This is a genomic window from Tenacibaculum haliotis (assembly GCF_025215075.1).
Taxonomy (GTDB): Bacteria; Bacteroidota; Bacteroidia; order Flavobacteriales; family Flavobacteriaceae; genus Polaribacter; species Polaribacter haliotis_B.
In genome coordinates this window covers 386,660-398,404 of the sequence record NZ_JAOBTH010000027.1, presented here as the reverse complement: position 1 = coordinate 398,404, position 11,745 = coordinate 386,660, and the positions used below count along the sequence as shown (strand labels likewise).

12 protein-coding genes and 1 rRNA gene are annotated in these 11,745 nt (G+C 30.8%); 6 read left to right on the top strand and 7 right to left on the bottom strand.

All coding sequences use genetic code 11. From position 1 onward, the window contains the following. The first annotated feature begins 88 nt into the window (after positions 1-88). The 4 genes from rrf to N2251_RS09540 all read left to right on the top strand — a co-directional run bounded on the left by rrf (position 89) and on the right by N2251_RS09540 (position 3,163). Positions 89-197, top strand: a 5S ribosomal RNA gene (gene rrf / locus N2251_RS09550). 197 nt (positions 198-394) lie between these two features. Then, on the top strand, positions 395-457 hold the full coding sequence (locus N2251_RS14010; RefSeq protein WP_376741003.1) for a hypothetical protein: 63 nt from the start codon (positions 395-397) through the stop codon (positions 455-457). A gap of 29 nt (positions 458-486) precedes the next feature. Beyond that, positions 487-546 (top strand): hypothetical protein, encoded by a 60-nt coding sequence (locus N2251_RS09545; RefSeq protein WP_260586500.1) that lies wholly within the window; start codon positions 487-489, stop codon positions 544-546. Positions 547-760: 214 nt separating this feature from the next. Continuing rightward, a complete protein-coding gene (locus N2251_RS09540) occupies positions 761-3,163 on the top strand; it encodes a helix-turn-helix domain-containing protein (protein WP_260586493.1) in 2,403 nt (800 codons plus the stop codon). Positions 3,164-3,231: 68 nt separating this feature from the next. Here the strand turns inward: N2251_RS09540 and N2251_RS09535 are convergent, their stop codons facing one another. From N2251_RS09535 to N2251_RS09505, 7 genes are all read right to left on the bottom strand, one after another. Beyond that, positions 3,232-3,942 carry a DUF547 domain-containing protein gene (locus N2251_RS09535; protein ID WP_260586492.1) on the bottom strand — a complete coding sequence of 237 codons (711 nt, stop codon included), beginning with the start codon at positions 3,940-3,942 and terminating at the stop codon, positions 3,232-3,234. A gap of 130 nt (positions 3,943-4,072) precedes the next feature. After that, a complete protein-coding gene (gene sufD / locus N2251_RS09530) occupies positions 4,073-5,386 on the bottom strand; it encodes a Fe-S cluster assembly protein SufD (RefSeq protein WP_260586491.1) in 1,314 nt (437 codons plus the stop codon). A gap of 5 nt (positions 5,387-5,391) precedes the next feature. Beyond that, a complete protein-coding gene (gene sufC / locus N2251_RS09525; RefSeq protein WP_260586490.1) occupies positions 5,392-6,144 on the bottom strand; it encodes a Fe-S cluster assembly ATPase SufC in 753 nt (250 codons plus the stop codon). Positions 6,145-6,150: 6 nt separating this feature from the next. Beyond that, a complete protein-coding gene (locus N2251_RS09520) occupies positions 6,151-6,993 on the bottom strand; it encodes an N-acyl homoserine lactonase family protein (protein WP_260586489.1) in 843 nt (280 codons plus the stop codon). Positions 6,994-7,007: 14 nt separating this feature from the next. Continuing rightward, complete coding sequence (sufB, locus tag N2251_RS09515) at positions 7,008-8,456, bottom strand: Fe-S cluster assembly protein SufB (RefSeq protein WP_260586488.1); 1,449 nt, start codon at positions 8,454-8,456, stop codon at positions 7,008-7,010. A 15-nt stretch (positions 8,457-8,471) separates the two neighbouring features. Continuing rightward, positions 8,472-8,801, bottom strand: a complete 330-nt coding sequence (locus tag N2251_RS09510; RefSeq protein WP_260586487.1) for a HesB/IscA family protein — start codon at positions 8,799-8,801, stop codon at positions 8,472-8,474. A 262-nt stretch (positions 8,802-9,063) separates the two neighbouring features. After that, the gene (locus N2251_RS09505) at positions 9,064-9,744 is read right to left on the bottom strand and encodes an MbnP family protein (RefSeq protein ID WP_260586486.1); all 681 of its coding nucleotides are present in this window, start codon (positions 9,742-9,744) and stop codon (positions 9,064-9,066) included. Between the two features lie 256 nt (positions 9,745-10,000). Here N2251_RS09505 and thiL point away from each other — a divergent pair, with 256 nt between their 5' ends. Together thiL and lysM are read left to right on the top strand one after the other, a co-directional pair. Next, a complete protein-coding gene (gene thiL / locus N2251_RS09500) occupies positions 10,001-11,047 on the top strand; it encodes a thiamine-phosphate kinase (protein WP_260586485.1) in 1,047 nt (348 codons plus the stop codon). 182 nt (positions 11,048-11,229) lie between these two features. Then, positions 11,230-11,700: a peptidoglycan-binding protein LysM gene (gene lysM, locus N2251_RS09495; RefSeq protein ID WP_260586484.1), complete on the top strand. Its 471-nt coding sequence runs from the start codon at positions 11,230-11,232 to the stop codon at positions 11,698-11,700. Positions 11,701-11,745: the final 45 nt, after the last annotated feature.

Sequence of the window (11,745 nt, the reverse complement as noted above, 5' to 3'; positions counted from 1 at the left end):
GAAAGGGAGCAAGCGCAACTCTTTTGATAATTTACGATATGATTTTACTAATATGTTAACTTATACAGTTGAAATATACTGAACGATTTAAGGTGATTATCGCAATGGGGCTCACCTCTTTCCATCCCGAACAGAGAAGTTAAGCCCATTAGCGCCGATGGTACTGCCAATGGTGGGAGAGTAGGTCGTTGCCTTTCTTTTAAACCTCAATCTGAAAAGATCGAGGTTTTTTTTTGCGCTAAACTGAAATGAAGAATAATGATGGGCAGGACCAATAGTTGTGGGATTTGGATATATTGATGTAGAGTTTTATAAGAAGATGTTTATAACGATTCATCCTATTTATTGGAATAGATTGGGAAAATAGAGTGAAAAAAAAGAAGACTTTCATCAGATAGTAAAATGGTTTACAGGTTATGATGAAAATAAATTACAATCACTTATTGAAATAAATTAACATTTAAAACGTTTTTTGAGAGTGCAAAAATCCATCCTAATGCACATATTATTAAAGGAGTTGTTTGTGGCTATCTAATTAAAAAATAAACGATGAATTTGAAGTATACAAACAATACATGCATTTTTAAAAAATTGATAGATAAGTTAGTTATAGGGAGAAAAATGGAAAAAATATTAAGATTAGAATAAAGTATAGTCTTATTCTGTTTATAAATAATATTGGCTCTTGTTAATTTATACAAATTACTATCTTAAAAAAACTATTTTTACAACTTTAAGAGAAGCGTAGCATAATTTTGCAATGACAGAAAACAGAGAATTAGAACTTGCCATTCAGTTTATAGAAAAAACAGATAGAAATCTTTTTATAACAGGAAAAGCAGGTACCGGAAAGACTACTTTTTTACATAAAATAAAAAGTGAGTCTTTAAAAAGAATGGTTATTGTTGCGCCAACTGGTGTAGCAGCAATTAATGCTAAAGGAGTTACTATTCATTCTTTTTTCCAAATGCCATTTGGGCCAATCTTACCCAATCAATTAACAAATACAACCAATCAACAACGTAAATTCAATAAAACTAAAATAGACATTATAAGATCGTTAGATTTAGTTATTATTGATGAAATTAGTATGGTTAGAGCGGATTTATTAGACGGTATAGATCAAGTTTTACGTAAATATAAAGACCGTAATAAAGTTTTTGGAGGCGCCCAAGTTTTAATGATTGGCGATTTGCAACAATTGTCACCTGTTGTAAAACCAAACGAATGGAGCTTGTTACAACAGCATTATAATTCGGTTTATTTTTTTAGTAGTAAAGCCTTTCAAGAATCAAACACAGTAAGTATTGAATTAAAGAAAATTTACAGACAAGATAACGAAGAATTTATCGCTATTTTAAATGAGATTAGAAATGATTCTTTATCAGAGAAATCTGAACAAATATTGAACAAAAGATATAATCCGGATTTTGAACCACAGAAAAACGACGGTTATATTACCTTAACAACGCATAACAGACGTGCGGACGCTATTAATAACTTAGAGTTAGAAAAGCTAAAGAAAAAAAGTGTTTTTTTTAAAGCAATTGTTTCTGGTAAATTTAATGAGAATGCTTATCCCAATAGTGAAAAACTAGAATTGAAAGTTGGTGCTCAGGTAATGTTTATCAAAAATGACAGTTCACCTGAAAAAAGATATTTTAATGGAAAAATCGGTATGATTACAATGATAGATGATGATACTATTTATGTAAAATGTCCGAATGACGATGCTGAAATTGAAACTAAAAAAGAAACCTGGGAGAATATAAATTACTCGATAAATGAAGAAACCAAAGAGATAAAAGAAGATGTTACTGGTGCTTTTTCTCAAATTCCATTACGATTGGCTTGGGCAATTACTATTCATAAAAGCCAGGGTTTAACTTTTGAAAGAGCGATTATTGATGCAGAAGCATCTTTTGCACACGGGCAAACTTATGTAGCTCTTAGTAGGTGTACAACTTTAGAAGGAATTGTTTTAAAAACACAGATTAAAAATAGTTCGATTATTAATGATAAAACTGTAGATTCTTTTAATAAAAATGTAAATGAGAATCTTCCTGATGAAAGCGTTTTAAGTGAGGCAGAAAAAACCTATCAACTAAATTTAATTGCTGAATTGTTTGATTTCAGGGCATTTTTATATCCAGTAACCAGAGCTATTGATATTTTTTATAAAAATAGAACGAGCTTAAACGGTACTATAATTGATCAGTTGTTGACGATAAAAGATAACGGCGCTATTGCCTTGTTAAAGATTGCAAACGGTTTTAAAATTCAACTACAGCAACTTTCAGAAGATGATATTTTAGCTGAAAATAGTGAAGCTATTAATGAACGTTTTATAAAAGCAGTGGCTTATTTTATCAATCAAACAGAAGAATTTATTAAAAAACCATTGGAAGAAATTTCTTTTTCTACGGATAACAAAGCCGTTGAAAAAGATTTAGAAAAACAAATTTATACGTTGCAGGATGCATTGTCTATAAAGTTATTTTGTTTTTTGAAATTAAAAGATGGTTTTCAAGTTGAAGACTATTTAAAGATTAGAGCTAACGCAGTTTTGCAAAATGTAGAAAAAGCTAAGAAGAAAAAAATAAGTTCTTCTAGAGATCCTATTTTAGCATTAAGTTTACGTGATTTACGTGATGAAATTCATAAAAAAAATAAGATTCCTCATTTTCAAATTTTCACTCAAAAAACGTTATATGCTATTTGTGATACGCTTCCTAAAACTGCACAACAACTATTAAAAGTTGATGGAATGGGGAAAATTAGAGTCCAAAAATATGGTGGTAGAATTTTAGATGCTGTAAGTAGTTATTGTAAAGAACACGGAATTAAACAGGAAGAACAATCAAAAAAAGATAAAATTCCTACAAGAGAAGTAACATTTAAGCTTTTTAAGGAAGGTGTTTCAGCTAAAGATATAGCATCAAAAAGAGGATTAACGGTTAATACAATAGAGAGTCATTTAGCTAGTTTTATTGAAACTGGTGACATTGATGTGTTAGAACTCATTCCGTTAAAAAAATATAACAAAATTGTAAAAGCTATTGAAAGTGTAACTTTTAAAAGTTTAACCGACTTAAAAGAAAAAGTAGCGATGGATTATAGTTATATGGAATTAAGAATGGTGTTGAAATCATTAGACTTATAATAAAAAATAATATCGAAAAAACATCAAATGTTTTTCCGATATTAGGGGAGTAAATAAGGGGCTGCGTTTTATATTCCGTTTAAATTCCAGTTATATTCTAAATAACTAACGCTGGCATTATCGTTCACTTGAATATCAGAATATTTGTTTATATAATCAACTAAAGAATATTTTATTGTAAAATCTTCTTGATACCACTCAAACATTTTTGAAACTTCAATTTTACTAGAAGATATTTTATTTTTAGTATTATCGTTAATAAAGCCTCGCATTAACGATTCTAATTCCGATTCAATATTCTTAGCCGTAAAAGCATAATTTGCAAAACGAGGGCCTGATTTAGAAGCTGCATTTATAGCTACATGAACTCTAGGATCGTCATGCCAACGACGTAATATTTTATGTTCAATATAATCAAGAGAATATGTTTTTCTACCTACTATAGCAAAAGGTATTTTCCATGCATTTCTCCCTTTTCTTTTAATATCTGTAATCTTCTTTAAAGGGTAACTATCTAATATTAATTTAATGGTATATGCGTTGTAAGCATTAATCCAAAATGCTTTTGCTTTTGAAGTTGACCATCTTTTACCAGGGATTGTTCTTTCTAAATGATTTAAGTATAAATCTAATAAAGCACGATTTTTTCTTAGTCCTTTATAATCCACATTTCCTGTTGTACTAACATAAGTTTTAAGTAGAGCGTTAAAAACATCGGTTTGTGATTGCGATTGAATACTAATAAATAGTAAACTGAAGAGTATTATTGTTTTGCGCATCTTTTTCTAGTTTTGAGTTTTGGTTATTCCTTTTGACGAAATTTTTTTTACATCATTACAAAACCCAATTAAAAAAAGAAAGACCATTCAATATTGAATGGTCTTTTATAGTAAAATGGTAATTTTTATGTTATAAATCGAATCCAATATTAACACCTAATTTATTAGCTATTAATTTGTTAATTCGTTTTTTAACTTCAGGTATTTTTACGCTTTCTAACACTGTATTAGCAAAGGCGTACATTAATAAAGCTTTTGCTTCTTTCTTCGGAATTCCTCGTTGTTGCATGTAAAACAACGCATCTTCGTCTAACTGACCAATAGTACAACCGTGAGAACACTTTACATCATCAGCAAATATCTCTAATTGAGGTTTTGCATTGATTGTTGCTTTATCGCTAATTAAAATATTATTATTTTGCTGATAAGCATTTGTTTTCTGAGCTTCTTTTTCAACAACAACTTTTCCATTAAAAACAGCTGTAGAGCGATCACCATAAATACCTTTGTAATCTTGATGAGACTCACAATTAGGCTCTATATGATGTACTAATGTATGATGATCTACATGTTGCTTTCCTTCAGTAATAGTAATTCCTTTTAAGATAGAATCGATATGCTCTCCTCTTTGATAAAAGTTTAAGTTATTACGTGTAATATTTCCTCCGAAAGAAAAAGTATGTACAGAAACGATACTATTTGATTTTTGCTCTATGTAAGAATTATCTACCAAAGAAGCATTTTCATTATCATTCTGAATCTTATAAATATCTACCGTGGCATCTTTTGCAGCATACACTTCTGTTACGGCATTTGTTAAAACCGAATTAGAAGTTAAACTCTGATGACGTTCTATAATTTGAACATGTGCATTTTGTTCTGCAACAATTAAATTACGAGGCTGTGTCATCGTAGCTTCCTCAGCACCTGTAGTAAAATAGATAACCTGAATTGGCTTGTCTACTTCTACATTTTTAGGAATATTGATGTAAGCACCTTCATTAGCAAAAGCAGTATTTAACGATGTTAAATTATCTTGCTTAGCAATTTTATTGAAATAGTTTTCAATAACAGCTTTATATTTTGGCTTTGTTAATGCTGATGACATTAAACAAACATCAATCTTATCATGTGTAGTTTCAGATAAGAAAGAACTATATTTTCCGTCGATAAATACAATTTTATAAGTATCTATATCATGAATAAAATATTTCTTAACATCTGCCAATTCTACAGTGTTTTCCGAAGAAGGAAAAATACTATAGTCTTGTTTTAATACAGCGTTTAAAGAGGTGTATTTCCAAGCTTCTAATTTCTTAGTAGGAAAGCCTAAATCTTCAAAGTTCTGTAGCGCTTTTGTTCTAATATCGTGTATATCCGAATTGATATCCACACCATTTTCAAAAGCAACGTACGACGTGGTTAATTTATCTTTTAACTCCATTTTTCTTAAGAATTAACTTCTTCCTTAATCCAATCATATCCTTTTGCCTCTAACTCTAAAGCTAAAGAAGCATCACCCGATTTTACAATTTTACCATCGTATAATACGTGTACAAAGTCAGGAACTATATAATCTAATAAACGTTGATAGTGTGTAATTACAACTACAGCATTGTCTTTAGATTTTAATTTATTTACACCGTTAGCTACAATACGCAATGCATCGATATCTAAACCAGAATCTGTTTCATCTAAAATAGCTAATTTAGGCTCTAACATTGCCATTTGAAAAATCTCGTTACGTTTCTTTTCTCCTCCAGAAAAACCTTCGTTTAAAGAACGAGATAAAAATTTACGGTCTATTTCTAATAATTCAGATTTCTCGCGAATCATTTTTAACATGTCTTTTGCAGGCATGTCTTCTAAACCTTTAGCTTTACGATTTTCGTTAATAGCTGTTTTAATAAAGTTAGTAACCGAAACACCAGGAATTTCTACAGGATACTGAAAAGATAAAAAGACACCATTGTGTGCTCTTTCATCAGGACCTAATTCGCTTATATCTTCGTTATTTAACTCTATTGAGCCATCTGTAACTTCGTACTCTTCTTTTCCTGCAATTACGTTGGCCAACGTACTTTTACCAGCACCATTAGGCCCCATTATTGCGTGAATTTCACCTGCTTTAACTTCTAAATTCAATCCTTTTAAAATTGATTTATCTTCTATGTTAGCGTGTAAGTTTTCTATTTTTAACATTACTAGTTACTTTTTTAATAGATTTTGTAATTTCTTGAAAGCTTTTGGTGAATGTTGAATAATCACCTCAGCATTTTTTTCTTTAGCGAAAGCTTCAAATTTTTGCATGCTTTCTAAAGTTTGCTCAACATTATAGTTGAATGAAGGAACACCTTTACTGGCTCTGTTCTCTTCAAAATGATATAAGTCACCCGTTAATAAAACTGGCTTTTCTATACCTGATACTTTTACGTATAAAGCTTGATGGCCAACTGTATGACCTGGCATGTATTTTATAACAACAGTACTGTCGCCAAAAACATCAAAATCACCATTTAATTTTTTAACATTTTTTAATGCTGCTACCGCAGGATTTTTCTGTTTTAAAGAATCTCCAGCAACCGAATTATATTCGTTTTCTTGTACCAACCAAGTTGCATTTTTCATGTAGTTTGCATGGCCGGTATGATCGAAATGCGAGTGAGACATTGCAAAATATTTAAAATCTTCAATTTTAAAACCAATAGTTTTTAATTGATTTACTAAAGAGTCTGGTCTTTGTACTGTGAATGTTCCATCACCCGGAGTTACAGGCTCTGGTAATACTAGATTTTCTGGTAAACCAGCATCCCACATTAAATTTCCTTTCGGATGTGAAATTACGTAGTAAGCATCGGTAAACTGTTTTGTTTGCCCTGTGTAAGTTGTATCTTGCGAAAAAACCTCTAATTTATTTACTAAAATAGAACCTCCAACTAACTGAAATAATTTTACTTCAGTTTTTTTGATTTCGTTTTTAACTTCTTTCTTTTCTGATTTTTTACAACCAATAACTAAGATAGAAAGTATTATAAATACTATTTTTTTCATTTCACCTTCTTTTATTATCCTACAGAGCCTTCTAAACTAATTTCTAATAGTTTTTGAGCTTCAACAGCAAATTCCATTGGTAACTTATTTAGTACTTCTTTACTAAATCCGTTAACAATTAATGCAATTGCTTTTTCGGTATCTATACCACGTTGGTTACAGTAAAATAATTGATCTTCACCAATTTTACTTGTGGTAGCTTCGTGTTCTATTTGTGCTGATTTATTTTTAGTTTCGATATATGGAAACGTGTGTGCGCCACATTCGTTACCCATTAATAAAGAATCACACTGAGAGAAGTTACGAGCATTTTCTGCACGTGATCCAATTTGAACCAAACCTCTATATGAATTTTGTGATTTTCCAGCAGAGATTCCTTTCGAAATAATAGTCGACTTGGTGTTTTTACCTAAGTGAATCATTTTCGTTCCGGTATCAGCTTGCTGATAATTATTAGTTACAGCAATTGAATAAAATTCTCCAACAGAATTGTTTCCTTTTAAAATACAACTAGGGTATTTCCAAGTAACTGCCGATCCTGTTTCAACTTGTGTCCAAGAAACTTTTGCGTTCGTTTCGCAAATAGCTCTTTTGGTAACGAAGTTATAAACACCACCTTTTCCTTCAGCGTTTCCAGGATACCAATTCTGAACTGTTGAGTATTTAATTTCAGCATCATCTAATGCAATTAACTCAACAACTGCGGCATGTAGTTGGTTTTCATCCCTACTTGGTGCAGTACAACCTTCTAAGTAAGAAACGTAACTGCCTTTATCGGCAACTACTAATGTTCTTTCAAACTGACCGGTTCCTCCTTCGTTAATTCTGAAGTAGGTTGATAATTCCATCGGGCAACGAACGCCTTTCGGTATATAACAAAAAGATCCATCAGAAAAAACTGCTGAATTTAACGCTGCATAAAAATTATCGGTAGTAGGAACTACGGTTCCTAAATGCTTTCTTACTAATTCTGGATGTTCTTGAATAGCTTCAGAAATAGGCATAAAAATAATACCTTTTTCTCCTAATGTTTCTTTAAAAGTTGTTGCAACAGAAACTGAATCCATTACAATATCAACAGCAACATTGGCTAGTTTTTTTTGCTCATCTAAAGAAATACCTAAACGTTTAAAAGTATCCAGTAATTCTGGGTCAACTTCATCTAAACTATTTAATTTTGGCTTTTCTTTCGGTGCAGAATAGTAAGCAATGTCTTGGAATTTTGGTTTTTCATAATGAACATTTGCCCATTCTGGTTCTTCCATTGTTTGCCAAACTCTAAAAGCTTCTAAACGCCATTCGGTCATCCATTCTGGTTCGTTTTTCTTTTTAGAAATTGCACGAACTACGTCTTCATTCAGTCCTTTAGGAAAGGTTTCGCTTTCTATTTCAGTATAAAAACCATATTCATATTCTTTGGTTTTTAACTCTTCTCTTAAATCATCTTCTGTATACTTGCTCATAATTGAGTTGTAATATTATAGTGAAAAACTTTCGCCACATCCACAGGTACGGTTTGCATTCGGATTGTTAAATACAAATCCTTTTCCGTTTAAACCTCCAGAGTATTCTAATGTTGTTCCTACTAAGTATAAAAAACTTTTTTTATCAACAACGATTTTAACGTTGTTCTCTTCGAAAATTTTATCGTTTTCTTGTGTGCTTTTGTCAAAAGTTAGGTCGTAAGATAAACCTGAACAACCTCCGCTTTTTACGCCAACACGCACAAAATCTACTGTAGCATCAAAACCGTCATGAGTCATTAACTCGATAACTTTGTTTTTTGCTGTATCTGAAACTTTTATCATTATTTAAGTGGATTAACTCTAAATAGTTTGCAAATATACAATATAAGTATCAGTTAAGTACACAAGTCGGCATTGTGTTTTTTGATGGGTTTATTAGATTTTCTGATTATTCTTGAAAATCTAAATTATTAACAAAAGAATTGTCAGATAGTGAAAGTAAAAATGCTTTTAAGTTGGGCTTTTTGTTCTGAGTACTTTAAGATAGTTTTTTTAGTAAAGGTATTTAAAAGAAGTAATAAATGTTGTGAGGTGTATGATAAGTTTATTGTGAAATTTTCCCTAAGCTAAAAACACCATTTCTCCCATTTTCTGACATTTTTTTTTGAGCATCAAGATTTTCTGTTAACATTGAATTTAGTTCATTTAAATTCCAATCATTTGGGGTTTTGAACCATTGAGAAACATTCATTCTGATTTCTATAGTAGCATTGTCTTTAATATTTATTGAGCCTAAATCAACAGTGAAAAAAGTGCCTTTGTTGTCAGTAATATTAGTATCTATATAGTTTGTAGTGTGAAATTTGTAGTCTTCCCAAGTATTTTCTTCATTGAAAAACTCCCCATCAAGTTGCATAAAATGATAGCTGTTACGATTCGTATCCCAAGGAAGTGTAGTTAAATCACTATAAATATTAATGTTGTCGTCGTTATTAAAGCCAAAGGTTATAGATAGATTGTAGGTTCCTTCAGTTATTTTAGAAAATAAATCAGTAGTTAAACTTTCCTTATTATTTAAATCAATTAATTGATAACCATCATAAATGGTAGAAATGCCAGCGCCATCTGTTAAAGTGATTTTTGAAATTAAATAACGTAAGTTATTAATGGTAAGTTTAGTTCCTGATTTGTTAGTAAATTGGGTGTTATTTAAATCTGATTTTTCAATTGTAACAGCATCCCAGTTTTGTGTAAAATTAACTTTAACGGCTACTTCTTTTATCAATTCGTCATTATCTGAGCTGCAGGAAAAAAAGAGTAGACTTAAAAAAAACATTAAATATTGTTTCCTTTTTATATACTGATTTTGATGTATGCTAGCTGTGTTAACCATTCTTTTTGTATTAATAACAATGTTTCGTTTAAAAAACGATAAAGTTAAAAAATATACTAATTATAAAACATTTAAAAACGACAAAACCTTATATTTATTTTAAAAACGATTGGTTTTGTTTAAAAGCTATGTTTAGTACCTTTGCAAAATGTTAGAAGATAAAAACCAAGAAAGAACATCATTAGCTCAATTAGGAGAATTTGGGTTGATAAACCATTTAACGGAGCATTTTAAAACGCATAATTCATCAACTGAAAAAGGAGTTGGCGATGATGCAGCTGTTATCGGTTCAACTGATAAAGAGCTATTGGTAACAACCGATTTATTAGTAGAAGGTGTGCATTTCGATTTAAGTTACATGCCCTTAAAACATTTAGGTTATAAAGCGGTAATGGTAAATTTATCAGATGTATATGCAATGAACGGTGTTGCTGAACAAATTACGGTATCGATTGCTGTTTCAAATAGGTTTCCGTTAGAAGCTTTAGAAGAATTGTATGCAGGTATTCAATTAGCGTGCGATACTTATAAGGTGGATTTAATTGGTGGAGATACAACTTCGTCGACTAAAGGAATGTTAATTTCGATTACTGCAATAGGAACGGCAAAAAAAGAAGATATTGTATATCGAAACGGCGCTAAAGCAACTGATTTAATCGTTGTTTCTGGTGATTTAGGTGCCGCTTATTTAGGATTACAAGTTTTAGAAAGAGAAAAACAAGTATTTCAGGTAGATCCACAAAATCAACCAGATTTAGATAATTATACTTATTTAATTGAACGTCAATTAAAGCCAGAAGCACGTAAAGATATTTCAGGATTATTAAAAGAACTAGAAGTAAAACCAACGGCAATGATTGATATTTCTGATGGACTTTCTTCTGAAATTATGCATATTTGTACACAAAGTAAGTTGGGCTGTAAAATTTATGAAGATAAATTACCTTTAGATCCACAAGTGATTTCTACTTCGGAAGAATTTAAGATGGATAGCACGATGATTGCTTTAAGTGGAGGTGAGGATTATGAATTATTGTTTACCGTGCCACTTGCCGATTTCGATAAAATTAAAGCAAATCCAAATTTGTCAATTATTGGTCATATGGTTGAAGAAAATCAAGGTATAAATTTAGTAACTAGAGCAGATCAAGAAATTGCATTAAAAGCTCAAGGGTGGAATTCGTTTGAGGAATAAATTTCACACATTATAATAATAAGAAAAGCCATACTTTTAAAGTGTGGCTTTTTTGCTGTTTATTAAAGTAGAAATTACCTTCTGACTTTAAAAATTATTTTCTTAATAATTAAAAATGGCATAAAAAGTGTATATTAGTAAGCAGAAAGTAAATTAGTAATTAACAAAAAATCAAAAAAAGAATGGGAATTTTTTCATTTATTAAAAATGCTGGTGCCAAAGTATTTGGTGTTGGAAAAACAACTGAAGAAGAAGCTGCTGAGAAATCTGCAAAATTAGTGGATGCAGTAAACAAATTAGAATTATCTGTTGAAAACTTAGTTGTAGCAATCGACGATGATAAGGCAACGGTTTCTGGTGAAGCATCAGATTTAGCAACAAAAGAAAAGGTTGTTTTAGTCGTTGGAAATACAAACGGAATTGCATCTGTAGAAGATAATATGACCGTTGCTGAGGTTGAAGAAATTGATGTTGCAGCAATGGCACAATTTCATACCGTAGTTAGTGGCGATACTTTAGGTAAAATTGCAAAAGAATTTTATGGAGACGCAATGAAGTATCCTGTAATTTTTGAAGCAAATAAGCCAATGTTATCACATCCTGATAAAATTTATCCAGGGCAATTATTAAGAGTGCCACCTTTAGTAGATTAATTAAAGAAGGTTATAAATTAAAAGAGAAACGCTGCATTTTGCAGT